Below are 23,009 nucleotides of genomic sequence, written 5' to 3'. Positions count from 1 at the left end.
ATCGGAATATTTTGCCGCGACGAGGAACGGCTCTTTAGATTTTGCTTGACTTAGTCAGCATAACCATAAAAAATGGAATCTCATTTCGAAAGACGGTTTGAGGTTCTGCATTTTGAAGTTCAGGAACCCCGCCGTGGCCCGCGCAGTGTCTGGTCGAGTGTCTTCAAACAGTCCACCGTAACAGTCTGTGCCGCGCGTCCTTCTGGGCGCCGCATCGTTGGGTCAAATCTTTCGAATACCGTCTCTCAGGTTCTAGCACGGCCCTCGGAATGGCTAGAACTTTTTAAGGCGTCACGGCAACGTGACGCCTTTTTTTTCGCCTGTCGGGTAGGCGTGATATTTCCGGTAAGAGAGTTATTTTTAACGCCGGGGAATAATCGCGCGCGGCTGATGTTTAGTCGATAGGGCGTGCTGATTGCTCGCGCCTGGCGGAGAAGCTTATGCGTGGTAATAGACATTCCGGCAGTCGCATTAAATCGGATCGCGGTTTCATTGCCGTGGTGGCCATGTGCGTTGCGCTGCTGGTTTCGCTGACGGCGCGCGCCGCGCCCGCCGACGAGGTTCTACGCGCAGCGCCGGTACGCTGCAATGACGAAGCGGCGTCGGGCGCGAACGGTGGCGATCTGGCCGGCTTCGCCTGTTTGTCGGCGGGAGAGCAGGCAAACGTCATCCGTGAACGCATTGACGACGGCACGCTCGGCGCCATGCCGGACTCACGCGTGATCGCACTGATCGACGCAATGAAGCCGGAAGCGATCGTGGCCTATACCCGCGTCACGATTGGCGCCGGCAGCTCGTACGAATACTGGATGCGGCGTCGCGAACGTGTGAACGGGAAATGGCCGACGCAAGCCGATCATATGGAGGTCTACTGTCAGGACAGTCCGCAACGCGTGTACGTCAAATGGCTGCCGGATGGCGCGCATGCGGGGCAGGAGATCATCTACGACGAGACCCGCGACCCGACACGTTTCCTGGGACATTTTGGCGGCGCGTGGCACTTCCTGTCCGGCAGATTTCAGGTGGACGGCACGTTTGCAAGAACCCAGTCACGCCATAGCGTGCGCGATCTCGGCTTGCAGTTCGTCGTCCACACGCTCGAACACGAAGAGGGCAGTTTCGAAGCGGAAGGCCTGAGCGCAAAACCGTCTCGTGTCGAAGTTGAGACTGTGAACGGCAAGCGGCTGCTCGCGCTCACCTGGGACGCGTCAGATGGGCCGCCCGCGCATTTCGCGCCACGCGTGACGCTGACCTTCGATCTGCACCGCCCGCAACTGCACAGCGTGATCGCGGCGGATGCGGCCGGCGTGCCGCTCGAAGAGATCGACTTCGAGCAAATCGTGCCTCATACATGGACGGACGAAGCCTTCGACCCGCACAACCCGAGCTACGATTTCCGCTAGCGCCTCGTGCCCGGACGCCGAGGCGCGACGTGTCGTCGGCATACGCTGGCTCGAAGGCGCTCAGAGCAACTGCAAATGCTCAACGAGAATGACGCAGCCAATCCCGATCAACACCACACCGCCCGCCATTTCCGCGCGCTTGCCGACCACATCGCCGATCACGCGGCCGAGCAGCACGCCGATCGTGACCATCGTCGCCGTAGCCAGACCGATTGCCGCCGCAGTGGAGTAAATGTTGACGTCGACGAAAGCGAGACCCGCGCCGACCGCCATGGCGTCGATACTCGTGGCGAAGCCGGTGAGTGCCAGCAACCAGAACGAGTGCGCGGCCGGTTTCTTCTCATCGGCTTCGCTGGCCTTGAAGCCGTTGCGGATCATGCGGGTGCCGAGGATGGCCAGCAGCGTGAACGCGATCCAGTGATCCCACGCGGAAACGTATTGCGCCGCCGCTCTGCCGATGAACCACCCGACCAGCGGCGTCAACGCTTCGATCACGCCGAAGATAAGACCTGTGCGTAGCGCTTCGCGCCAGTGCGGGCGATGCAGCGTGGCGCCTTTGCCGATAGCGGCTGCGAAGGCGTCGGTGGACATGGCGAAAGCAAGGAACAGCGTGGCGACGGGATTCATGAAAGGAGGCGCTCAAGGTCGGGCGGAAACCGCGACACACCACTGCGCCCGACCGGTCGCGTGATGTGTCGATGGTCTTGCCAACCCAAGGGCTACCTGCACCACGGTCTGAGCGACCGAGAATGTTGACGCAGGCGCTTCTATGCAGATAGAAGCCGGCTACTCCCCAAAGACAGCGGCGAGCATAGCACGCATGAAAGGCTTATGTAAGTGTGTTCGCATGACGTCGATCTCGCGATCCATCAGCAGCAACAACGCGCTAGGCGACGAGGTCGTCCAGCCGTTCGTCCTTGATCCCCGCAGGCTCGAGATGGGCGACAACGTCGGCGGCCTGGAATAAACGCTGCACCGCTTTTTCGGCGTTGTCGCCGATCGTATGGCCTTCTTCAACCGTCAGCGATCCGTCGACTTCCACATGAAACTCGACGAAGAACCGATCTCCGCCATTGCGAGTCCGCATGTCGTGCAGGCCTTTCACGCCGTCGCAACCGAGCACCGCGGCTTCGATTCGCGCGCGCTCCGCTTCATCGAGTTCGCGGTCGAGCAGTTGCAGTAGCGCATGCGCTGCCATGCCCCGCGCGTTCCACAGCATGTACACGGAGATGGCCAGTGCGCCGATGGCATCGGCACGCGTCCAGCCGAGAAAGCGTTCGAGCAGAAGCGCGACCAGCACCGCGAGATTGACGGCCACGTCGGTCACATAGTGAGCCCGGTCGGCGGCGATCGCGGTGGAACCGGTGCGCCGGACCACGAGCGTTTGCATACCGACGAGTCCGGCCGCGATCACGGAACTGCCCACGATCACCCAGATGCCGAATCCCGTCTGGTTCAACGCCTGAGGCACGAACAGACGATGAATCGACTCCACGCCGAGTCCGAGTGCGGCGCCTGCCAGCAGTAGCGCCTGGACGAAGGCGGCGACCGCTTCCGCTTTGCCGTGACCGTAGCGATGCCCGCGATCGGCGGGCCGCGCGGCATAGCGGACGCCCGCAAAGGTCACCGAGGACGCCACGACGTCCACCAGCCCATCGGCCGCGGAGGTCAGCAGGGAAATGGAGTCCGTTGCCAGCCACGCCCACACCTTGACGACGACCAGCCCCAGCGCGACCGCGAGCGCGATCACGGAGGCCATGCGTCGAAGTGCTTCGTCGGACATGCGTTCGGACATCGTGTCGGCCTCTCTACCAGGATGGGGGACAGGGGATCAGAACATCGGGTGAGCGTCGGGGTAAAGCGCCGTGCGCAACGCCAGGCCGCCGAGTACCACGAAGATGATCGCCGCCAGTATATGCACGGCCTTCGTCGGCAGGCGGTCGGCGAACTTGTGTCCCAGATAGATCACCGGCACGTTGGCCAGCATCATGCCCAGCGTCGTGCCGGCCACCACACCGAAAAATTCGTGGAATCGCGCCGCCAGCGCGACCGTCACGATTTGCGTCTTATCGCCCATTTCCGCGATGAAGAACGTGATCGCGGTCGTGCCGAATACGCCCATCGAATCTTTCATGGGGACGGTGTCGGCGTCGTCGAGCTTGTCGGGGATAAGAATCCACACCGCCATGACCGCGAACGACGCAACCACCGCCCAGTTCATGATCTCCGGCCGGATGACGCTGGCAAGCCAGGCGCCTAGCGCGCCGGAGCAGGCGTGATTGATCAGGGTCGCGACAAACACGCCAAGCACGATCGGGATGGGTTTGCGATACCGCGCGGCGAGAACCAGCGACAGCAACTGGGTCTTGTCGCCGATTTCGGCGAGCCCGACCACGCTTGTGGAGACGAGGAATGATTGCATGGGGATTTTTTATAACCGGGCCGCACGGTCAATACACGATGACACGCACTCCCGCGACCCGGCTGGTGGGAGTGTGAGTCATCGGTCTTGCCAGGCGAAACGCTGCGCGCGCCATGACCGGTCTGGCGACCGGGCAAGTATGTTGACGCGAGCCCCTGAACATAAAGTCCAGGGCGGCTACTCCCCGAAGAGGGGCCGATTATAGCTGTCGGCTTGTGACCGGAGCAAGGCGTTTGGCCAGCTCTTGCGGCGCGGTTGCTCGAAAGACGTCGCTCGCCGCGCGCTGCGTTCGCGTTTCATTGCGCCGCTAGTGCGCTGTTGCCGTTACCGCGACAGCAGCGAGACGGTGGCGATACCGAGCATCGTCATCAGCAGCGACGCGCCGACGTGAAGGGCGATCTCGCCCGCTGCCCAGCCGAGCCGGCCGTCCTGCAGGCGTTGCACGACTTCCGCGGAAAAGGTGGAGAAGGTAGACAGGCCGCCCATCAGACCCGTGATGACGAACAGCCGCCATTCCGGCGCGATCTGCGGCGCGCGCGCGAAGCCGGCGACCGCGACGCCGATCACATAGCCGGCGATCACATTGGCGGCGAACGTGCCGAGCGGCAGGCCGCTGAATAGGCCGTTCAGGCGGATGCCGAGAAACCAGCGGAATAGCGAACCGAGTGCGCCGCCAATGGCGACGGCGAGAATGGACCAATACATGGGAGGAGGCCTGGCAAGACTGGAGTGTCGACAAACCGGGCTGGGCGGACGACGCGCGATGCCGCGTCCGCAATCATCCGGGCGTAGCAGGCATCATCAGCCCGAGGGCGGTTAAGGGAGAATGCCATCTCCAGCGCGCAAGTTTAACATCGGCGAGTGCATGGGGGGACAGGGTGGCGAGCGATAGCGTTTATCCGGTCAGCGTGGCGTGAGGCGTGACCTAAAATGAAGTCAAGGCACGCGGCAGTTTGACTGCGGCTTCGAGGGAGGCCGATATGACGAAAGGGTACCAACTCACGTTCTACACGGAGCAGAACCGGCGCCACGGCCATCAACCGGTGGTCGAGTGGTTGCTGTCCGTCGCGCGGCACGCGGGCATTCTCGGTGCGACCGTCGTGGCCGCGGCCGAAGGTGTCGGTCACGCGGGCGCGCGTCATGCCGCGCGGTTCTTCGAACTGGCGGATCAACCGCAGCAGGTGATTTTCGCGGTCACCGAGGGCGAGGCGGAAACGCTGCTCGCCGTCGTTCGGCAGGGCGGCGTGCCGGTGTTCTATACGCTCTGCCCGATCGAATTCGGCATGCTCGGCAGCGCTGATCTGGCGTGCCGCCCGGAGTCGGCGCGCCGCTAGCGCCGCCGCGGGCGGCATGCCGCCAGCAGGGCCTTCGCGGTGCGGAAAACGGCCACCGCCCGGTTTCGACTTACTCCGACGTCGCCGAGATCCGGTGAATCGACAGATCCGCGCCGTTGTATTCCTCCTCCTGATCGAGCCGCAAGCCCACCGTCAGGCGAATCGCGCCATACACCAGCGTGCCGCCGAGCGTCGCGACCGCGATGCCGCCCAGCGTGCCGACCAGTTGCGCGCCGAACGACACGCCGCCCATGCCGCCCAGCGCGCGCAGACCGAAGATGCCCGCCGCAAGCCCGCCCCACGCGCCGCACAGTCCATGCAGCGGCCACACGCCGAGTACGTCGTCGATCCGCCAGCGGTTCTGCACGCAGGTGAACATATAAACAAACAGCACGCCGGCGATACCGCCCGTCACCAGCGCACCCAGCGGGTGCATCAGATCGGAGCCGGCGCACACCGCTACCAGACCGGCCAGCGGCCCGTTGTACGTAAAGCCTGGGTCGTTGCGGCCCGCGAGCCACGCGGTCAGCGTGCCGCCGACCATCGCCATCAACGAATTGACGGCGACGAGACCGCTGATTTTGTCGACGGTTTGCGCGCTCATCACGTTGAAGCCGAACCAGCCGACCGCCAGCACCCACGCGCCCAGCGCGAGAAACGGAATATTCGACGGCGGATGCGCGGCGATGCCGCCGTCGCGATGGTAGCGACCGTGCCGCGGGCCCAGTAGCAGCACGGCCGGCAGCGCGACCCAGCCGCCGAACGCGTGCACCACCACGGAACCGGCGAAGTCGTGGAACGGCACGCCGAACACGTGAGTCAGCCAGTCCTGAATACCGAAGCGTCCGTTCCAGGCGATCCCTTCGAAAAACGGATAAACGAAGCCGACCAGCACGAAGGTCGCGAACAGTTGCGGATTGAATTTCGAGCGCTCGGCGATGCCGCCCGACACGATCGCCGGAATCGCGGCGGCGAAGGTCAGCAGGAAGAAGAAGCGCACCAGCGCGTAGCCGTTATGCGCGGCCAATGTTTCGGCGCTGCCGAAGAACTGCACGCCATAAGCGATGGTGTAGCCGATGAAGAAATACGCGATGGTCGAGACCGAAAAATCCACCAGAATTTTGACGAGCGCATTGACCTGATTCTTTTTGCGGACCGTACCGAGTTCGAGAAACGCGAACCCCGCGTGCATGGCCAGCACCATGGCGGCGCCGAGCAAAAGAAACAGGGTATCGGTGCCGGTTTTCAGACTTTCCATCGATGTGTCCCGCTTAAAGGCAAAAAGCGGGCAGTGGATGCAAGAAGTGGGCCAAATGGGTGCGTGACAAACGCATTGACGGTGCAATGTCGCACCTGAATGGGCGAAATGCCGCAATCCGGCAAATCATGCGATCGGACGAGATGCACCTCGAACGCCCATCAGGCACTGTTTAAGTGCGTTGCCGTTCACGGCAGGGCGTCATGGTTCAAAGTCGTGCATGACCTTCTGACTTTCTTACTTTGCCTTCAATCACCTAACGACTTATGCGCATTCGCTGCCTGTGCTAACGCCGGCTGGCGGCTCAAGCCTGGTTGATGGCGTGGCCGCTTTGTTTCCTGTGCAAACGCCGACATAATGTGCCGTCCCGAGCACGATCTGCCGGCTACCGACTTCTACCGCGCACGCATGAGACTGACCACCAAAGGCCTGTTGCTGATCGCAATTCCGGCCCTCTTCGAACTGGCGCTTCTGTCCGGCCTGGTCAAGGCGCAGTCGGACGCGGCGCAAGCGGAGCGCTGGGCGATCCATAGCGAAGAAGTGCTGCGCCAGACTACCGCGATTCTCGATCCGGTGCTCGGCGAATCCGTGGCGCTGCGCGGCGCGGTGCTTGCCAACGACGCTCACTTCGTCACGCCGGTCATGGTGTGGATGGACGTCGACCGGCGTATCGATCAACTGGCCGACCTGGTCGCCGACAACCCGGCGCAGGTCGAGCGGGTCGTGCAGGTGCGCCAGGCGGCGCAGGCTTATCGCCAATGGTCGGACCGCGTGCAGGACATGCTGCATTCCGGGCGACGGCGCGATGTGCTCGATCGTTTTCGCGACCTCGCGCCGGCCGACGTGCTCGATCGTTTCCGGCAGCAGGTGGCGGCATTCCAGTCTGAAGAACGACGCCTCGACGCCCTTCGCTCGAACGCCGCGGAATCCGCGCGCGAACGTCAGCAGATTCTCGTGGTCGCGGCGGTGCTCGGCTCGTTGCTGTTCGTCGCGCTGGCCGTCTGGCTATTTACGCGCGGCGTGCGCGGCCGGCTCGCCTTGCTGTCCGACAACGCCGGACGCTTGGCCGGCAATGAGCCGCTGGCGCCGATCGGCCCGGGCCGCGACGAAATCGCCCGGCTCGATCTGACCTTGCACGAGACCAGCCGGCGCCTGCTCGAAGCCGAGCGGATCCAGGCGCGCTTTCAGGCTGACCTCGCGCGCCGCGCCGGCGAACTCGCGCGAATCAACGAAACCTTGCGGCAACAGACTCAGGAAAACGAAATGTTCATCTACAGCGTGTCGCACGATCTGCGCGCGCCGCTGGTGAATCTGCAGGGCTTTTCGAAAGAGCTGATCCGCGCGTGCGACGAACTGCGCGCGGCGGTGCGCGAGTCGTCGCTCGGCACGGAGGCGCGGCAGCGTATCGAACGGGTGGTCGACGAGGACATCGGCGAAGCGTTGCACTATCTGCAGACGGCCGTGCTGCGCGCGTCGCACATTATCGACGCGCTGTTGCGGCTGTCGCGCGTCGGCCGGGTCGAGTACCGGCAGCAGAAGGTCGAGGTGCGCGATATCGTGCCGCGCGTGATCGACGCCATGCAAGGCTCGATCCGGGCGCGGCATGCGCATGTCAGCGTGCATGACTTGCCCGCGGTGTGGGGCGATCCGACCGCGCTCGAGCAGGTGTTCGCGAACCTGATCGGCAATGCGGTGAACTATCTCGACCCGGCGCGCGAAGGCCGGATCGAGATCGGTACGACGGCAGCACCGCCGGGCGTCCACTCGCTGCGAATCTTCTACGTGCGGGACAACGGGTTGGGAATTCCGACGGTCGCGTTGCCGCGTTTATTCAATGCGTTTCAGCGACTGCACGGCAATACGGTGGCCGGCGAGGGGATTGGTCTGGCGCTCGTGCGCCGCGTGGTGGAGCGTCACGGTGGACGCGTCTGGGCGGAATCGAAAGAAGGCGTGGGCACGACGTTTTATCTGTCGCTGCCCGAAGCCGAGGCGAGGTCGGCGCAACTGGCTGCCGAGTCGCGCGCTGCACCGGCAGCGGCCGCGCCTGGCGTTCAACCGATTCGCGGACCGCGCGATCGGTCGCTGGACTTCGAGGGGCGCGACCGTCCGAACCTGATCGTGAACGGTAGTGCGGCAAACCATGTCGTGGAGGCGAAACCGGGTGTCAGCGCGGGTTGATGCGGCAAGCGCTCACCTAGGCGGGATGAGGCAGGCCAACGGCGAATAGAACTAAATTGAGCGTGAGCGTCAGCACGCGGTGAACAGTCGCCGGGGTCTAAGCAGGCGGCGGCCGCGGATCGACCAGTAGCAACCGAACGCCAGCAGAATGACGACGCCCGCCAGCGCTTCGAATGGTGCGAGATGCCGGCCGCCCAGGCCTTCCAGTGTGACCAGACTGCGCTCGATAATCAGCAGCGCCCCCCACAGCGAGCAGGCAGCTTGCGCCAGCAGACGTGTGCCGGCCAGACGTCGCGCGCGGTTCTCGCACGACCAGTCGGCCGGCGTGCGTGCGCAGAAGAAAACAATCGCCATCAACGTGACGGCGAGGATGACGATCCAATCGGTCAGTTCCATCGCAAGACCCTCCCAAGTCGATCGGCGACTATAGGAAGGCCCTCCGTTGAACACTATCGGACGAGTCTCAAATTTGGGATGGATGGCGGCGAGCGCGGTTTGCCGCATCGGGCAACGCGCTCGCCGCTGGATCGGCGCTGCAGTGTTGAAGTGTTGAAGCTAAAGCTCAGCGCTGCGATCAGGACGGATCAGAGTTCGATCCGGGTGCCGAGCAGCACGAGGAATTGACGCAGCCATTCCGGATGCGCCGGCCATGCAGGCGCGGTGACGAAGTTGGCGTCGGTGATCGCGGCGTCGACCGGAATGTCGGCGTAATCGCCGCCGGCCATTTTCACTTCAGGCGCGCAGGCCGGGTAGGCCGAGATGCGCTTGCCGCGAATCACGTCGGCGGCGGCCAGCAGTTGCGCGGCGTGGCAGATTGCTGCGATCGGCTTGCCTGCTTCGGCGAATTGCCGCACCAGTTCGATTACCTTCGGATTGAGCCGCAGATACTCCGGCGCGCGGCCGCCGGCGATGGCCAGCGCATCGTACTGACGCGGGTCGGCGTCGTCGAACGTGGCGTTGAGCGCGAACAGATGACCCGGTTTCTCGGTGTAGGTCTGGTCGCCTTCAAAATCGTGGATCGCCGTCTTGATGCGATCGCCCGCCTTCTTGTTCGGGCACACGGCGTCGACGATATGGCCGACTGCCTGCAGTGCCTGGAACGGCACCATCGTTTCGTAATCCTCGGCGAAGTCGCCGGTCAGGAACAGGATCTTCTTTGCTGCCATTGCATGCCTCCAATTGATCAACGCTACACATCGAACGCGGAAATACGCTTCGGCAGTCTACTCCAACCCGTTTGACAGAACCGCGACGGAGCGTGCAATCAATGCGAGCGACGAACATGGCTCGAGGTGGGCCTACGAGGTGCGGCGTAGTGCGGGTGTCATGCGGTATGACTCAATGCGCATCGTCGCGCAAGCCGTTGAACGTGGGCCTTGACGTCGCGTGCCTGGCCGTTCGAATGCGGGCTACGGCCGATGTGCAACGCGACGGCGTATCATTGGCGCGTTTTCGCAAGCGGAAGCCGCCCGACGCGGCTCACACAGAACCATGATTTCATTGCTCCATTCACCTTTGCTGCGCCGTGTCGCGGTGGTCCTCGTCGTATTCGGCGGGCTGGCTGCTTGTCAGAAGAATGACGCGTCGGCAGGGCAGGTCGCCGGTACGCTGAATAACGCCGCGCAGGTCGCCAGTCAGAAGCTCGATCAGGCGGCCAGCTACGTCGGCCAGCAGGTCGACGCGACTAAAGACGCCGCCCAGCAGAACCTCGACTCGGCCGCCTCGGCGCCGTCCATCAAGATCGACCCCAGCGCGTTGGCGTCGACCGCGCAAGCGAATCTGCAGATCGCGGCGAGTTCGGCCAACGCGCAACTCGGCAAAGCCGCTTCGCTGACCGGCCAAGGCCTCGAAACCGCCGGGCGCAAGCTGCAAGACTGGTCGGCGCAAAGCTCGGCGTCGGCGGCGAATGCGTCGACGTCGGGATCGTCCTCGGGCGATTCGAGCGACGCGCAGAAGCAGATGGACAAGTGATGAACCCGCCTGGCAGGGTCGCCCGTTTGACAGCCGGTTTAAATGTAATTACTATGGTTACACATTGTCGTCGCCGGGCAGGTTTGCTGTGAATACGAGTAGCCGGTTTGCATTTGCGGTGCACGTGCTCGCGCTGCTGTCGTTGCAGGAGGGCGTGCCGCTGTCGTCCGAGATGATCGCGGGCAGCGTCAACACCAATCCCGCGTTGATCCGGCGGCTGTTGTCCATGCTGGCCGAGGCGGGCCTCACCACCTCGCAGCTCGGCGCGGGCGGCGGCGCGCTACTCGCGCGGCCGCCGGAGCAGATCAGCTTGCTCGAGGTGTATCGCGCGGTGGACGACGGACAATTATTTGCATTGCATCGCGAGGAGCCGAATCCGGCGTGCATGGTTGGGCGCCATATCCAGGGTGTGCTGCGCGGCATCATCGATGACGCGCAACTGGCCATGGAGGCATCGCTCGGCGCACGGACGCTGGCCGATGCCACGGCCGACGTAGTGCGGGCCGAGCGGCAGCGGGAACGCAAGCGGCGCGCGCATCACGCTAGCGGGGACGTCGCGAAGAAGTAGCAGAACGGGAGGGCGCATGTGCTGTCGACAAGACGCACGCGCCTGACAACCAACGGGGACCTGGGTCCCTCTTTTTTCCGCATTATATGTAATCAATGTGGTTACATATAAGCCAATAACAGGAGCATCGAAATGAGCAAGCAATTGAAGATCGCGTTGTTTGGCGCCACCGGCATGATCGGTTCGCGAATCGCCGCGGAAGCGGCCCGTCGTGGGCACCAGGTGACGGCGCTGGTGCGCAACCCGGCGCGTGTCCCGGCCGGCGTGGCGAATCTGACCGCGGTGCAGGCCGATGTGCTCGACGCGGCGAGCGTTGGCGCCGCGGTGCGGGGGCATGACGTGGTGGCGAGCGCGTATTCGCCGCCGCAAGGGGAGGCCGCGATGGTGGGCACGGCGACCCGGGCCCTGGTGGACGGCGTGCGCGCAGCGGGCGTGAAGCGCCTCGTGGTGGTGGGCGGCGCGGGTTCGCTCGAAGTCGCGCCGGGCAAACAACTGGTCGACACGGAAGGCTTCCCGGACGCGTACAAAGCGGTCGCGCTCGCGCATCGCGACGTGCTGACTTACTACCGAAGCGTCACCGATCTCGACTGGACGTTCTTCGCGCCGGCCGCGCTGATCGCCCCGGGCGAGCGTACGGGCACGTTCCGCACCGGCACGAACACGCTGCTGGCCGATGCGGAAGGCAACAGCCGCATTTCGGCGGAAGACTATGCAGTCGCCTTCGTCGACGAATTGGAGCAGGGCCGTTTCATTCATCAGATCGCGACGGTGGCGTATTGAGTTTATTGAGTTTGAGGGCGGACAGAACTGGCTTTCCGGCGTAGGACGGGACCACGCGCGGCGCGCCTGTGAAGGCGTCAGCCCGCAAGCGTCCTAACATTCGGTTACGCATGTTCGGTCGCGCCCGATAAAACTGCGGCTACACTGGCGTCTCCCGTTTTCTTACGGATTGCCATGCAGTCATGCCCATCGCGGCGTGAATCCGAGGCTGCGCCGTCCAACGGCGGGCAGCCGGCGATTCACGCCGTCTTTCAATCTTCTGCGCTTCGTGACAGCCCCGGCACCCGCCGTGACCGTAGCGCTCGCGCGTGCTTTGCAACGTGGTTCGGCTCGTGGTTTGGCGCATATGCGGCCGCGTTCTGCGCCGCGCTGATCCTGTGCGCCGGATCGCTGCCCGCCAACGCCTGGGCCGCCGGCGCCGTCTCCAGCACGCCGGTCATTCCCGCGTTGCAGAGCCTGATCAACAGCGCGACGGCGAACCCTCCCGCCACGGCGTCCGGCGCTTCAGCGGCGGACGCCGCGTCCGCGCCGACCGCCGCAAGCCAGGCGGAGTTGACGCGTTCGCTCGACAGCGTGATCGCCACGCTCGACAACGACCGCCAGCGCACTGCGCTCGTCACCCAGCTCAAGAAGCTGCGCGCCGTCTCGCAGAACGTCGCGCCGCCCGCGCCGGTTCAACCGAGTCCCGGCTTGCTCGGCGCGATCGCGTCGGGTATCGCATCGTTCGAATCCGACGTGCATCAGGGCCGCACGCCGGTGCGCTATTGGGGCGGCCGCTTCAACGCCGCCGGCAACGAGTTGTACACGATCGTCTCGGGCCAGGGCCAGGAAAGCTTCGGCCGTATTCTGTTCTCGATGATCGCGATGCTGGCCGGTTGGGGCGCCTGTGCCGGCGCGCTGGTCTATGTGCAGCATCGGCTGTACCGGCGCTTCGGCATTCTCATGGAGCTCAACCCGAACCCCACCACGGGCGAGTTGCTGATCTTCGCGCTGCGCCGCGTCGGGCCGTGGATCGTCGCGTTTGTCGCCGCGCTGCTGTTTGTCCGCGCGATGCCCGATGCGCTCGGCCGAACCCTCGGTATGGTGGTCGCGTATGCGATCGTCGCGGGCGCGGTGTTTTCGGCGATCTGCCTGATCATGTTTTCGCTGTTCGGCTCGGGGCATCGGCGGGTGGCGGTGCGCCTGCTGATCGATCACGCGCGGCGCGTGCTGTTCCTGGTCGGCGTGTGCGGGGCGCTCGGCGATGCGGCGGTCAACTACGACGTCGCGCATCAGCTCGGCTCGAATCTCGCCGCGTTGATTTCGACGGCGGCCAACATGACAGCCGCGATTCTCACCGGCTACTTCGCGCTGGCGTTCCGCCGGCCGATCGCGCACCTGATCCGCAACCGGCCTTACGAGCAACGCAACGACCACAAGGCCGCTACCGATGCGTTCGATGTACTCGCCGCGCTCTGGCACGTGCCGGTGCTGGTGTTGTCCACGGCGTCGATAGTCGCCACGCTCGGCGGCTCGGGTTCCAGCGAGAACGTGCTGCAGATTTCGGTGGTGACCGCGCTGCTGCTGGTGCTGGCGTTTTTCCTGTCGGCCGTTGTGTTGCGCATGACGCGTCCGCGCAGCGCGCGCTCCCGTCGCCGCTCACCGTATCTGACGCGTCTGCTGCGGTTCTGCGGCACGCTGCTGACCCTCTTCATCTGGCTATTTTTCTTTGAACTCGCGGCGCGCCTGTGGGGCGTATCGCTCGCGGAAGTGATCGAGGAAAACGTCGCCGCGCGCGGTATTGCGCATGCGGTGACGGCGATCATCGCCACGGTGTTTATCGCGTGGCTGCTGTGGATTCTGGTGGACACGGCGATCACCGAGGCGCTCAGTCCCGGCGGCTCGCGCAACAAGGGGCGCGGTCCCAGCATGCGGGCCCGCACGATGCTGCCGCTCGTGCGCAACGTGCTGCTGGTGTCGATCATGACGGTCGCCGGCATCGTCACGGCGGCCAACCTCGGGATCAACGTGACGCCGCTGCTGGCGGGCGCCGGGGTGATCGGTCTCGCGATCGGGTTCGGCGCGCAGTCGCTCGTGACCGACCTGATCACGGGGCTGTTCATCATTATCGAAGATACGATTTCGGTCGGCGACTGGATCGACGTGGACGGTGGCCATGCGGGCACGGTCGAGCATCTGTCGATCCGGACCGTGCGTTTGCGCGACGGGCAGGGCGCAATCCACGCGATTCCGTTCTCGCAGATCAAGATCGTCAAGAACCTGTCGCGTGATTTCGCATACGCCGTGTTCGAGGTGCGCATGTCGTTCTCTACCGACGTCGATGAGATCACGCAGTTGATCCGCGAAGTCGGCGCCGATCTGATGGCCGATTTCCGTTACCGGCGCGAGATGCTTGGGCCGATCGAGGTGTGGGGACTCGACCGTTTCGATCCGAACTGGATGGTCGTGAAAGGGCAGATCAAGACGCGGCCGCTGCAGCAATGGAGCGTCGCACGTGCGTTCAATCTGAGGCTCAAACGCAAGATGGACGAAGCCGGCATTGAGATTCCGGTGCCGCAGATGCGGGTGTATACGTCGTCGAAGGATAGCGAAGGGCAGCCTTTGCAGGACGATGAGATGTCCGGGTTCGTGCCGCATGGGCATGGGCATGCGGAGACGGGTTCGGGCTCGGGTTCAGGTGCGGCGGCGCGGGGTGTGCATGCGCCGTTGGCGGTGGCGCGCGACGTGTCGCACGAGCCGCGTCCGGCACCGCCGCCGACCGGACAGACCGCGCCGATTCCGCCGCAGATTCCTACGGCTGGCGAAGCGGGCGGGAAGAGTTGAGAGACGTTGCCGCGGATTGGGTCGACGGCAGTTGTTGCGGTGAGTGACGTGTCTAACCGTGTCTGACCGGCTGACGCGTTGACGTCTTTTGCCGCAGTGAAAGTGTCTCGCTGCGGCCAGATCAGGACGTACGTTTAGCGCGATCTATTAGACCAGCGCCGGTGCATCGGCCGTGCGGACGATGTCGTTGACGTGCGTCGAAATCTGCGCGCCCGCGACGCCGTACACATGCAGCGAGACGGCCGGCGCATCGCTGCGATTGCCCAACTGATGAATCCCGCCACGGCCGCCGCGCACGAACGACACCGCGCCGTGCTTGCGCGCTTGCGTACGCGTCGCGCTGGCGCAATGCTGTGCGCCGTTCCATTCGAATACCGTTTCGCTCAGCGTGCCGTCCAGCACCGCATAGCCGCACCATGTGTGATGCGCGTGGACGGGACTCGCCTGTTGCGGCAGCCACACCAGCGCGGCGATCGCATAGCGGCCGTGCGGATCGGCGGCCAGCAGATGGCGGCGGTAGTTTTCCGCCGCGCCTTCGCGTTGCGCCGACGTCAGCAAGTCGGGGTGGGCGGCGGCGTCAGCAAGCGCAATGCGCATGCTGCGCGCGAAGAACGTGGAATCCGACGGCTCGGGGAATGCCGCGCAGGCCTCGAAGATCGCGTCGAGCGCATCGCACAGATGGGCGAGGGGGGCGGTACGAAGGGCTTGGCTCATGATCGTTGCGCAGCCGGGTGGCTGTCTGGGAGTTATTTTCGGATAGCGACATTTATACCCGTTTGCTCGGAGAAAGAGTTTCCATATAATTCCCCTCGGAGTCTCAAAAGTAGAATAATTTCCTATGGGGGTGTCATGATGGGAATGGATATCATCGACCGGAAGCTGTTGGAGCTGCTGCAGGAGGATGCGACGATGCCGATCGCCGAGCTGGCGCAGCGCGTGAATCTGTCGCAAACGCCTTGCTGGAAGCGGCTGCAGCGCCTGAAGGAGGCCGGCGTGATTCGCGCGCAGGTGGCGCTATGCGATGCGCGCAAGCTCGGGGTGGGCACGACGGTGTTCGTCGCGGTGCGCACGAACCAGCATACGGAGGAGTGGGCGCAGACCTTCACGCGCGCGGTGCAGCAGATACCGGAGGTGGTGGAGGTTTATCGGATGAGCGGGGAGACCGATTATCTGCTGCGGGTCGTGGTGTCGGATATCGATGACTATGACCGGGTTTATAAGCTTCTTATTGCCGCCGTGCCGCTTTATGACGTGAGTTCCAGTTTTGCGATGGAGCAGATCAAGTATTCGACGGCGCTGCCGGTGAGGTATACGGCGTGAGCGCCGCGTGGCGGGGAATGCTTAGCCGGCGGTGCGCCGGCTGAACCCTCGACCTCAACAGCCGATTCAGCCGAGCACCCCCGTACCCGCCGTCGACGTCTTACTCCGCAGTCGTCGCATCCGCCGTCTCGGCCTGCACCATGGCTCGCACGATCAGATAAACCGTGGGCAGGTCGTCATCATCAAGCCGCCAGTCGACGGGCTCGTCGAGATCCGCGCCCGACAGGCGACTGTCGCCGAATCGTAGAAACATCGAACGGACTGTCTCATTGTGCCTGGCCACGAAGCCGCGATTTTCGAAGACCAGTTCATCGATCGTCTGCAGCGTGCGCCAGGTCGGCGATTGCGCGCTACTTGAGTAACGGCGCCGGCCGCTGTCGATGTGACGACCGGCGGTCGTTGCCATGATCTGCTGGAGGTCTAGCGAAGCGCTTCGAAGCGCACGTTCGAGGGCGACAGAGTTGATTTGACCGGCATCCGAATCGAGGTCAGTGGCGTTGATCATGCAGGTATCTTCCTTGGGGCTCGGGTCAACGGGCAGCTTCAAAGGCGCTGCTTCAAAGGCGCCTGAGTTCGCTGCGCCAGCAACAGGCGGATCTGGGCGAGATGACTGTCCCCGACCGTGCAATCTCCAACGGGTTGGCTGTGCTGCCGCAGCGCCGGTGGACGCACGCCGAGATAGCGGCACACCGCGGACACATACGGCTTGCCGCTGCCGCCTAGATCTCGCGCAGCAGCCGCTACGCGGACGTCCCCGACATGCTTGCACAACCAGGCAAGCGTTTCGCGATCACCGTCGTTCAAGATGCGTATAAGGTAGGTCATGGCCTGATCCTGTATGGGCATACAGCTGTAAATTTATACAGTATTTGACCGGGATGCAAGTCGAAAGTTGGACCTATCAGAGAGGGGGAAACTGTTCCTGCCTCGGGGTAGGGATTCTTCGGATGCCGACCCCCGGCATCGGCCGCTTTTTCCCATGGTGTCGGGCACGCCGCGCTGACAGCACACTTTCCCGTCAGGAACCATTCGTGAGGAATGACCGATGGAGGAAATGCCGGAGAGCCTGTCCGCGATGTGCAAGCGCTGCCTCGAGCAGGGCCGATGAGTCGTTTCCGATGTCGGCGAAGTCTGGGCGGACTCGCCGGAAGCAGCCGCTCCTGGCATAGAGACGTATGTAGCGCGCCGGTTTGCGTAGCCACAAAAAAACCGACTAAGATAGCGCTTCTACGTGACTGGCGAGCAATAGATGGGTCACCATCGGGAAGCGTAGACGGTAGAACGCCGTTCGCCTGGGCATTTTGATTAATCTCTTTGAGACTGCCCATGATGATTGCCCAAATCCATTCTCTGCCCACGCGGCTCGCGCTTAATCAATCGCGCTCCCAATTACACGCGCTTTGCCCTGTTCAGTATTTGAGCCTTGCCGGTTCCAAATTGGCCACGCAAGGGGAAAACGCATGAGCATACTTCTCGACGGTAAAGCAGTAGCGGCGTTGCACGAGCGGGAATTGTCCGAACACGTTGCGGCCCTCAAGGCAAGAAATGGCGGGCAGACACCCATACTGGCCACGATCCTTGTAGGAGACGATCCTTCGTCCGCGACCTACGTCAGCATGAAGGGCAGTGCATGCCGGAGAGTCGGTATGGACTCGATCGTGATTAAGTTGTCTGCGAGCGCAACGACGGACGACGTGCTTTCCGCGATAAACAGGCTCAATGCCAACCAGGCGGTGCATGGCATTCTGCTTCAGCACCCGGTGCCTGCACATGTGGACGAACGCCTCTGCTTCGACAGAATATCCATCTCCAAGGATGTTGATGGCGTCACCAGCCACGGCTTTGGCTTGATGGCGTTAGGCGAACCCGCATTCGGGTCGGCAACGCCCGCCGGAATCATGCGCTTGCTGGCTCATTACAAGATCGATGTATCTGGCAAGCGGGCCGTGGTCGTAGGGCGCAGTCCCATTCTCGGGAAACCGATGGCGCTTATGCTATCGAATGCGAACGCGACGGTCACGCTATGCCATTCGAAGACGTCAAATCTTGAGGCGGAAATTCGACGTGCCCAACTCATCGTCGGCGCGGTAGGTAAGCCGAACTTCATTCGTAGCGACTGGATTAGCGACGGAGCAATTGTTATCGATGCTGGTTACCATACCGGAGGCATAGGTGACATCCATCCCGATGGTCTGATGGGTCGATGCGCGGCGGTGACGCCGGTTCCGGGAGGGGTGGGGCCGATGACGATTTCAACGCTTATCGCCCAAACCCTCGGTGCCGCGGAACGTGTGTGGTCAACCATCCAATGAGTGTCCGCTGCCGACAAAGTTGACGGGCCGCTGCGGGTCGACAAGGGAAGTTCGTCGCAAGCTCTGGCAACCGCCTGACGAGCGCTGGCCGAACTGCTCCTATGGCTTTGACGCTGTGATCAACGCCTCTTCACGTTAGCAGCGCGGTACAAGTACACTACCGGCCTAAGCAAATCCGGATTATCCAGTTCGCGCGCATGCACCGAATTTTCGCGGGCAGCGCGTTGCGCGGGTTCCGGTCCTCACTTCGTGAAGTCCCTTGCGGAACGCTCGATTCGCGTCAGAAATGCCATGGATTATTTTGCCGCAGTACGGGCCTTCGTTTGCGCAGCGGAACTGCAGAGCTTCAGCAAGACGGCCGTTGAAATGGCAGTCAAGACGTCGACCATTTCACGCTACGTGAGTGCGCTAGAAAACGATCTGGGCATTGCCCTGTTTAACCGGTCGACGCGCGGGCTCGTCCTGACGGAGGGCGGTAGGCTGTTTCGTGAGCACGCCATGGTTGCCCTACAGGCGCTCGATGACGCGCGGCAGGTCACGTCGTCACTGAATCTCACACCGCAAGGCGTGCTGCGCGTCACGATGCCCTCGGCATTCGGGCGCCGGCATATCGTGCCGCACCTGCCGGCGTTCATGACGCGCTATCCCGACATCGACCTCGATATGGTATCGACCGACGAAACGCTCAATATGATCGAAGTCGGCATTGATCTGGCGATCCGTATCGGTGCGCTGTCCGATTCGTCGTTGATGGCGAAACGCATTGCTCCGCATCGTCGTATCGTGTGCGGCAGCCCGGCGTATTTGCAGCGTAGCAGCACGCCGAATGTCCCTGAAGATCTGTCCGCGCACGATACGCTTCGTCTGTCGCTGTTGCCGGACGACACATGGTCGTTCACGCGCAGGGCCAATGCAAAGAGGTCGTCAGAGCAGACGCAAGTGCCGGTGCAATTGCAGGGGCGCTTGCGCGCAGACGACTCCGAAGCTGTGCTGGAACTCGCCGTGGCCGGCTGCGGCCTTGCGCTTCTACCGACGTGGCTCGCGTCCACGGCTCTGCGCGAAGGGCGTCTGCTACACGTACTGCCTGAATGGGAAGCGCGCACGGGACGCGCCGAACCCGCGATCTGGGCAGTCTATCCACCGAAGAAAATCGTCTCGTCGAAGGTACGTGCCTTCGTGGCTTACTACGCCGAGGTGATTGGCGAGCCGCCGTACTGGGACGACGGACTCGCACTGGAGCTTCAGACTTAACGCGCGAAGCGGATGTCGAGCGTGCGTAGCCATGTCTGCAAGCCGGCATCCTGGATCGGAATCACATAGGCGCTTTCATCTGTTTCATTGAAGTGCGCGTGCCAGTAGCCCGGCGGCGTAACGAATGCCATCCCGGCTTCCCAATCGACGCGTGTCGGATTGGCAATGTTGCCGTTCTCATCCAGTTCCGTGCCGACCAGCGTGTAGACGCCTGGATTGCCACCGGCGATGAAGTCGAGCGCGATGGACTGGTGGCGGTGCGGCTTCTGCACGGAGTGGGGCGGCACGATACCGAACATCGCCCACAATACATGCGTGACCGTACGCGTCTGCGGGAAATTGACGTTGCCCATCAGCACGCTGATGCGGTTGCGGAGCCCCGCGTTGGCTTCTTCCGAGACCTTGCGCAATTCCGCCTGGGTCTGGGCGGCGGGGTAGAGCGTTGGGGCAAAGCGCGGCTGGACGCCCGTTGTACCGAGATAGGTGAGCAGCGGAGCGTCGTTCACGTAATAGAGCGTGGCGGTCGCGTCGGCGGTGAACACTGCAGTGTCGCCGCCAGGCAGCGTGAAGAAATCGCCCTGCGCGAACGGAAAGCGGCTCTCGCCCTGGGCCACGCTGCCGGTTCCGCTGATGACGTAGCAGACCTGCGAGGTCGCATTCGGCGCGAGCGTCAATGCCTCTGCCGCGTTGATGCGCAGGAAACTGGCGCTCAACCCAGGACCCGTCGCGGGACCGAGGCAGCCCAAATCAGCGGAAAGATCGAGTGGGACGATGCGGGTCGCGCCGTCCGCGTAGAGCGAAGGCTGGAAGCTGCGGAAAGGCACGCGCGAAATGAGCTTCGCGCCGATCGGATTGGCGGACGACGTGTATTCGAAGTATTGCGCGTCCGCAGTGGCGGCAGCGAGTTCGGCGGGAGGCGTCGGGGACGTTCTTGTCAACATAGTCAGCTCCTGTTGAATGGGGATGCTTCGTGCGGGCCTCTGAAGTTGGGGCTGGCGTCCGAAAGCTGAGCTGACTATAGGTGTGGAGCGCCGGCCTCAGAAGTGCCGGATATCGAAATCACCTTTGCACAAAAGGGCACGCTGTGGGTCCGCTTCGGGAGAGCCGCTGGCTGTTCGTGGTCGGCCACGGTTTGCTCGGGCACATTCGGCGGACGGGGTCCGGCTCGCCATTTGTGGCCGTTGGACTGTTGCCGAAAGTTTTTTGCGACCATCGGCGTATTCTCGGCGCTACACACCAATCCGGACATTGGAGAAACAACGCGTGCCAACACCATCGAAACTGCTCTTCCTGCCAGGCGCTTCGGGCAATACCGAGTTCTGGCGGCCGTTGGCGAATCAGCTAACTATTAGCGGCTCCAAGGTCATCCTGGGCTATCCGGGATTTGGCCAGGAGCCTTCCGTTCCAGACGTCAATAATTTTGACGACCTCGTCCGAACGGTGGTGTCCCACATTGACCAGCCGACTGCTTTAATCGCTCAATCGATGGGCGGGGTCATCGCTGTTCTGGCAGCATTGGAAAAGCCGGAGAGGGTCACTCATCTGGTTCTGACAGTCACATCCGGCGGGATCGACATGAATGGATTAGGCGCACAGGATTGGCGCCACGGATTCGTTGGGGCCAACTCATCGCTGCCGGATTGGTTTGTGTCTTTCAAGTCGGATTTAACGCCTGAACTGCGAGGCATGTCTCAACCGGTTCTTTTGCTCTGGGGAGATGCGGATCCGTTCAGTCCGGTCGCAGTCGGCCAGCGACTTTTTGAATTGTTGCCGGATGCGCGGTTGCATGTGGTCTCTGGTGGCAATCATGATCTGGCGAATGTTCATGCACAACAACTTGCGCCGATTGTTGACGCGCACTTGTTGCGGACTTAAGGTGGGAGTTGCCGAGGGCGTCTGCTTTTCAAATAGGCCAATGGCAGAGATGGGCCGACTACGGAATTTCAATGCGGCGACCGTCCCCGGAACGTATGGTCTAACCGATCACCGGCAATCAGTATTAGTGGTTGTGCCGTATTGGGTCGACGTGCAGTGGACCTGCTTCATCTGTTGAGCCTGCATTGATGCGCCGAAAGCCGCGTAGGCGGAATTGCGAGAGTCATGCGCCGAAGTTCCACCCGCAATCAGTGTCGATACCAGATCAGTCTGAATTGAGGCGGCGTTATCGGGTTGGCGCTGCATAGCCTGACAATAGTGGTCAACACGCTCATGCACGTCGCTCATTCGCGCAAAGTGTGGTTCGATCGCTGCACACCATCCCGAGTACCACACTGAATCACGGTTTCCACGATTCAGCGCGGCGTATTCGCTGCCAGCCGCGGCCGCGTTGTCATAGGCGTCGACATGTCCCTGCCAGCCTATGCCCTCGATTGCGCACCCGCCCAAAAAATGGGCAGTAAAACGGAAAATAGCCTGGTCATTGTTTCTCCCTCAGCTTCGGGGAAGCATAGCAGGCCAGTGTGCTTCCCAAACGTGGGTTCCGTTGACCTGAATTTACAGGTGGCATGTGTTCTCCGTGATAGCGTTTTGCCCTGCCAGTAGTCGCGCGTAAAAAACGTCAACAGCTTATCGATCGGAAAAACAAAATGCCCGCCGTTTGCTTCTTCACGCTTAACTCGCAGCACATGTCGAGTTTGTTTTGCCCAGGTTTCGGCGGAGTGCCAGCCTTCTCCGGTACTGATAGGTATATCAACGATCCCAACGCGACTGCTGTGGCCGAAAAAGGTCCGCTTCCTATGGGAACTTACTATATCGTTGATCGCCCAAGCGGTGGACGTCTTGGCAGTCTGGAGGAAGGGCTGCGCGACGTCATCGCTGGGACGCATCGAAATGAATGGTTCGCTCTTTACCGTAGCGATGGCCCGATTGACGACTACACTGTTATCAATGGCGTGCGTCGCGGAAATTTTCGTCTTCATCCGGTGGGGTACTGGGGGAAGAGCGATGGTTGTATAACGCTGCCGAATCCCGAAATTTTTAATCGGCTTCGCGTATGGCTCAAACAGCAAAAGACCGGCAAGATTCCCGGCACGCAAACGAACTACTACGGCAAGGTCATCGTTAGATGAAAAGAACATTCGTTTCCGTCGCGCTGGCTTTGATATTGACACTGCCGATATCCATCGCCATTGGTCGAAGCCCCTGGTTCAGCCAGTGGCTTGCGAGCGGCGCGGGGTGGGACGCGTTTGCCCCGTTACTGCGCCTGTGTGGAGCGGTCGGCATTGAGGATGACGAGAACATCGTCATTGACGTCATTCTGCTTGTCAGCTTCGCGCTGTCGCTGATTCTGGTGTGGTTTGCACGTCGCCTGATTGGTCGATACAAGGACATGCGGGCGAACACGTGAGGCAGCCGTCGTCCAATCGCTCGGCTCACGCCCTCCAAGCCCA

The 23,009-nt window shown here is 62.5% G+C and carries 24 protein-coding genes and 4 riboswitches; of the genes, 13 read left to right on the top strand and 11 right to left on the bottom strand.

Annotation, left to right across the window (positions count from 1 at the left end; all coding sequences use genetic code 11):
• The first annotated feature begins 440 nt into the window (after positions 1-440).
• Positions 441-1,403 (top strand): DUF1571 domain-containing protein, encoded by a 963-nt coding sequence (locus tag GGD40_RS05320; RefSeq protein WP_179743011.1) that lies wholly within the window; start codon positions 441-443, stop codon positions 1,401-1,403.
• Between the two features lie 60 nt (positions 1,404-1,463).
• Here GGD40_RS05320 and mntP read toward each other — a convergent pair whose 3' ends face one another.
• The 4 genes from mntP to crcB form a co-directional block, all read right to left on the bottom strand.
• Positions 1,464-2,030: a manganese efflux pump MntP gene (gene mntP / locus GGD40_RS05315; protein ID WP_179743010.1), complete on the bottom strand. Its 567-nt coding sequence runs from the start codon at positions 2,028-2,030 to the stop codon at positions 1,464-1,466.
• Between the two features lie 6 nt (positions 2,031-2,036).
• Positions 2,037-2,210: riboswitch (yybP-ykoY riboswitch) on the bottom strand.
• A gap of 79 nt (positions 2,211-2,289) precedes the next feature.
• On the bottom strand, positions 2,290-3,198 hold the full coding sequence (locus GGD40_RS05310; protein WP_257030345.1) for a cation diffusion facilitator family transporter: 909 nt from the start codon (positions 3,196-3,198) through the stop codon (positions 2,290-2,292).
• Positions 3,199-3,234: 36 nt separating this feature from the next.
• Complete coding sequence (locus GGD40_RS05305) at positions 3,235-3,825, bottom strand: TMEM165/GDT1 family protein (protein ID WP_179705392.1); 591 nt, start codon at positions 3,823-3,825, stop codon at positions 3,235-3,237.
• Between the two features lie 14 nt (positions 3,826-3,839).
• A riboswitch (yybP-ykoY riboswitch) is annotated at positions 3,840-4,023 on the bottom strand.
• Positions 4,024-4,149: 126 nt separating this feature from the next.
• Positions 4,150-4,530, bottom strand: coding sequence for a fluoride efflux transporter CrcB (gene crcB / locus GGD40_RS05300; RefSeq protein WP_179705390.1), 381 nt, complete (start codon positions 4,528-4,530; stop codon positions 4,150-4,152).
• An 80-nt stretch (positions 4,531-4,610) separates the two neighbouring features.
• Positions 4,611-4,671, bottom strand: a riboswitch (Fluoride riboswitch).
• A gap of 134 nt (positions 4,672-4,805) precedes the next feature.
• On the opposite strand from crcB, the gene GGD40_RS05295 reads away from it, so the two are divergent.
• Positions 4,806-5,159: a DUF190 domain-containing protein gene (locus tag GGD40_RS05295; RefSeq protein ID WP_179743009.1), complete on the top strand. Its 354-nt coding sequence runs from the start codon at positions 4,806-4,808 to the stop codon at positions 5,157-5,159.
• 70 nt (positions 5,160-5,229) lie between these two features.
• On the opposite strand, the gene GGD40_RS05290 is transcribed toward GGD40_RS05295, so the two are convergent.
• On the bottom strand, positions 5,230-6,417 hold the full coding sequence (locus GGD40_RS05290) for an ammonium transporter (RefSeq protein ID WP_179705386.1): 1,188 nt from the start codon (positions 6,415-6,417) through the stop codon (positions 5,230-5,232).
• A gap of 408 nt (positions 6,418-6,825) precedes the next feature.
• Between GGD40_RS05290 and GGD40_RS05285 the strand changes: the two genes are divergently transcribed.
• Complete coding sequence (locus tag GGD40_RS05285) at positions 6,826-8,595, top strand: sensor histidine kinase (RefSeq protein WP_179743008.1); 1,770 nt, start codon at positions 6,826-6,828, stop codon at positions 8,593-8,595.
• A 69-nt stretch (positions 8,596-8,664) separates the two neighbouring features.
• Here the strand turns inward: GGD40_RS05285 and GGD40_RS05280 are convergent, their stop codons facing one another.
• Positions 8,665-8,991: a hypothetical protein gene (locus GGD40_RS05280; RefSeq protein WP_179705381.1), complete on the bottom strand. Its 327-nt coding sequence runs from the start codon at positions 8,989-8,991 to the stop codon at positions 8,665-8,667.
• Between the two features lie 188 nt (positions 8,992-9,179).
• Entirely contained in the window at positions 9,180-9,761 is a 582-nt protein-coding gene (locus GGD40_RS05275) for a DJ-1/PfpI family protein (RefSeq protein WP_105509880.1), read from the bottom strand.
• A 325-nt stretch (positions 9,762-10,086) separates the two neighbouring features.
• Here GGD40_RS05275 and GGD40_RS05270 point away from each other — a divergent pair, with 325 nt between their 5' ends.
• The 4 genes from GGD40_RS05270 (at position 10,087) to GGD40_RS05255 (ending at position 14,737) form a co-directional block, all read left to right on the top strand.
• A complete protein-coding gene (locus GGD40_RS05270; RefSeq protein WP_179743007.1) occupies positions 10,087-10,566 on the top strand; it encodes a hypothetical protein in 480 nt (159 codons plus the stop codon).
• Positions 10,567-10,654: 88 nt separating this feature from the next.
• Complete coding sequence (locus GGD40_RS05265) at positions 10,655-11,134, top strand: Rrf2 family transcriptional regulator (protein ID WP_179743006.1); 480 nt, start codon at positions 10,655-10,657, stop codon at positions 11,132-11,134.
• Between the two features lie 132 nt (positions 11,135-11,266).
• Positions 11,267-11,914: an NAD(P)-dependent oxidoreductase gene (locus GGD40_RS05260; RefSeq protein WP_179743005.1), complete on the top strand. Its 648-nt coding sequence runs from the start codon at positions 11,267-11,269 to the stop codon at positions 11,912-11,914.
• Positions 11,915-12,088: 174 nt separating this feature from the next.
• The gene (locus tag GGD40_RS05255) at positions 12,089-14,737 is read left to right on the top strand and encodes a mechanosensitive ion channel family protein (protein ID WP_179743004.1); all 2,649 of its coding nucleotides are present in this window, start codon (positions 12,089-12,091) and stop codon (positions 14,735-14,737) included.
• 147 nt (positions 14,738-14,884) lie between these two features.
• On the opposite strand, the gene GGD40_RS05250 is transcribed toward GGD40_RS05255, so the two are convergent.
• On the bottom strand, positions 14,885-15,451 hold the full coding sequence (locus GGD40_RS05250) for a cysteine dioxygenase family protein (protein WP_179743003.1): 567 nt from the start codon (positions 15,449-15,451) through the stop codon (positions 14,885-14,887).
• 138 nt (positions 15,452-15,589) lie between these two features.
• Here GGD40_RS05250 and GGD40_RS05245 point away from each other — a divergent pair, with 138 nt between their 5' ends.
• Entirely contained in the window at positions 15,590-16,057 is a 468-nt protein-coding gene (locus GGD40_RS05245) for an Lrp/AsnC family transcriptional regulator (protein ID WP_105509998.1), read from the top strand.
• A 100-nt stretch (positions 16,058-16,157) separates the two neighbouring features.
• Here GGD40_RS05245 and GGD40_RS05240 read toward each other — a convergent pair whose 3' ends face one another.
• Both GGD40_RS05240 and GGD40_RS05235 read right to left on the bottom strand, forming a co-directional pair.
• The gene (locus GGD40_RS05240; RefSeq protein ID WP_179743002.1) at positions 16,158-16,562 is read right to left on the bottom strand and encodes a DUF2471 domain-containing protein; all 405 of its coding nucleotides are present in this window, start codon (positions 16,560-16,562) and stop codon (positions 16,158-16,160) included.
• A gap of 38 nt (positions 16,563-16,600) precedes the next feature.
• Positions 16,601-16,882 (bottom strand): hypothetical protein, encoded by a 282-nt coding sequence (locus GGD40_RS05235; protein WP_179743001.1) that lies wholly within the window; start codon positions 16,880-16,882, stop codon positions 16,601-16,603.
• A gap of 396 nt (positions 16,883-17,278) precedes the next feature.
• Positions 17,279-17,362, top strand: a riboswitch (ZMP/ZTP riboswitch).
• 155 nt (positions 17,363-17,517) lie between these two features.
• Between GGD40_RS05235 and GGD40_RS05230 the strand changes: the two genes are divergently transcribed.
• Both GGD40_RS05230 and GGD40_RS05225 read left to right on the top strand, forming a co-directional pair.
• Positions 17,518-18,369: a tetrahydrofolate dehydrogenase/cyclohydrolase catalytic domain-containing protein gene (locus GGD40_RS05230; protein ID WP_179743000.1), complete on the top strand. Its 852-nt coding sequence runs from the start codon at positions 17,518-17,520 to the stop codon at positions 18,367-18,369.
• Positions 18,370-18,660: 291 nt separating this feature from the next.
• Positions 18,661-19,620, top strand: a complete 960-nt coding sequence (locus GGD40_RS05225) for a LysR family transcriptional regulator (RefSeq protein ID WP_179742999.1) — start codon at positions 18,661-18,663, stop codon at positions 19,618-19,620.
• Here GGD40_RS05225 and GGD40_RS05220 read toward each other — a convergent pair.
• A complete protein-coding gene (locus tag GGD40_RS05220; protein ID WP_179742998.1) occupies positions 19,617-20,561 on the bottom strand; it encodes a cupin domain-containing protein in 945 nt (314 codons plus the stop codon). The genes GGD40_RS05225 and GGD40_RS05220 overlap by 4 nt on opposite strands.
• Before the next feature lie 322 nt (positions 20,562-20,883).
• Between GGD40_RS05220 and GGD40_RS05215 the strand changes: the two genes are divergently transcribed.
• The 3 genes from GGD40_RS05215 to GGD40_RS05205 all read left to right on the top strand — a co-directional run bounded on the left by GGD40_RS05215 (position 20,884) and on the right by GGD40_RS05205 (position 22,966).
• Complete coding sequence (locus GGD40_RS05215; RefSeq protein WP_179742997.1) at positions 20,884-21,495, top strand: alpha/beta fold hydrolase; 612 nt, start codon at positions 20,884-20,886, stop codon at positions 21,493-21,495.
• Positions 21,496-22,205: 710 nt separating this feature from the next.
• Entirely contained in the window at positions 22,206-22,688 is a 483-nt protein-coding gene (locus GGD40_RS05210; RefSeq protein ID WP_179742996.1) for a DUF2778 domain-containing protein, read from the top strand.
• On the top strand, positions 22,685-22,966 hold the full coding sequence (locus tag GGD40_RS05205) for a hypothetical protein (RefSeq protein ID WP_176057989.1): 282 nt from the start codon (positions 22,685-22,687) through the stop codon (positions 22,964-22,966). Before GGD40_RS05210 ends, GGD40_RS05205 begins: the two co-directional genes overlap by 4 nt.
• Positions 22,967-23,009 lie beyond the last annotated feature (43 nt).

The sequence above is a fragment of the Paraburkholderia bryophila genome (genome assembly GCF_013409255.1).
GTDB lineage: Bacteria > Pseudomonadota > Gammaproteobacteria > Burkholderiales > Burkholderiaceae > Paraburkholderia.
This window is presented reverse-complemented; position numbering and strand designations above follow the sequence as displayed.

Coding starts and splice junctions, on each gene's coding strand:
- GGD40_RS05320 (WP_179743011.1), top strand. CDS start 441: ATGCGTGGTAATAGACATTCCGGCAGTCGCATTAAATCGGATCGCGGT.
- mntP (WP_179743010.1), bottom strand. CDS start 2,030: ATGAATCCCGTCGCCACGCTGTTCCTTGCTTTCGCCATGTCCACCGAC.
- GGD40_RS05310 (WP_257030345.1), bottom strand. CDS start 3,198: ATGTCCGAACGCATGTCCGACGAAGCACTTCGACGCATGGCCTCCGTG.
- GGD40_RS05305 (WP_179705392.1), bottom strand. CDS start 3,825: ATGCAATCATTCCTCGTCTCCACAAGCGTGGTCGGGCTCGCCGAAATC.
- crcB (WP_179705390.1), bottom strand. CDS start 4,530: ATGTATTGGTCCATTCTCGCCGTCGCCATTGGCGGCGCACTCGGTTCG.
- GGD40_RS05295 (WP_179743009.1), top strand. CDS start 4,806: ATGACGAAAGGGTACCAACTCACGTTCTACACGGAGCAGAACCGGCGC.
- GGD40_RS05290 (WP_179705386.1), bottom strand. CDS start 6,417: ATGGAAAGTCTGAAAACCGGCACCGATACCCTGTTTCTTTTGCTCGGC.
- GGD40_RS05285 (WP_179743008.1), top strand. CDS start 6,826: ATGAGACTGACCACCAAAGGCCTGTTGCTGATCGCAATTCCGGCCCTC.
- GGD40_RS05280 (WP_179705381.1), bottom strand. CDS start 8,991: ATGGAACTGACCGATTGGATCGTCATCCTCGCCGTCACGTTGATGGCG.
- GGD40_RS05275 (WP_105509880.1), bottom strand. CDS start 9,761: ATGGCAGCAAAGAAGATCCTGTTCCTGACCGGCGACTTCGCCGAGGAT.
- GGD40_RS05270 (WP_179743007.1), top strand. CDS start 10,087: ATGATTTCATTGCTCCATTCACCTTTGCTGCGCCGTGTCGCGGTGGTC.
- GGD40_RS05260 (WP_179743005.1), top strand. CDS start 11,267: ATGAGCAAGCAATTGAAGATCGCGTTGTTTGGCGCCACCGGCATGATC.
- GGD40_RS05255 (WP_179743004.1), top strand. CDS start 12,089: ATGCAGTCATGCCCATCGCGGCGTGAATCCGAGGCTGCGCCGTCCAAC.
- GGD40_RS05250 (WP_179743003.1), bottom strand. CDS start 15,451: ATGAGCCAAGCCCTTCGTACCGCCCCCCTCGCCCATCTGTGCGATGCG.
- GGD40_RS05245 (WP_105509998.1), top strand. CDS start 15,590: ATGGGAATGGATATCATCGACCGGAAGCTGTTGGAGCTGCTGCAGGAG.
- GGD40_RS05240 (WP_179743002.1), bottom strand. CDS start 16,562: ATGATCAACGCCACTGACCTCGATTCGGATGCCGGTCAAATCAACTCT.
- GGD40_RS05235 (WP_179743001.1), bottom strand. CDS start 16,882: ATGACCTACCTTATACGCATCTTGAACGACGGTGATCGCGAAACGCTT.
- GGD40_RS05230 (WP_179743000.1), top strand. CDS start 17,518: ATGAGCATACTTCTCGACGGTAAAGCAGTAGCGGCGTTGCACGAGCGG.
- GGD40_RS05225 (WP_179742999.1), top strand. CDS start 18,661: ATGGATTATTTTGCCGCAGTACGGGCCTTCGTTTGCGCAGCGGAACTG.
- GGD40_RS05220 (WP_179742998.1), bottom strand. CDS start 20,561: ATGTTGACAAGAACGTCCCCGACGCCTCCCGCCGAACTCGCTGCCGCC.
- GGD40_RS05210 (WP_179742996.1), top strand. CDS start 22,206: ATGCCCGCCGTTTGCTTCTTCACGCTTAACTCGCAGCACATGTCGAGT.
- GGD40_RS05205 (WP_176057989.1), top strand. CDS start 22,685: ATGAAAAGAACATTCGTTTCCGTCGCGCTGGCTTTGATATTGACACTG.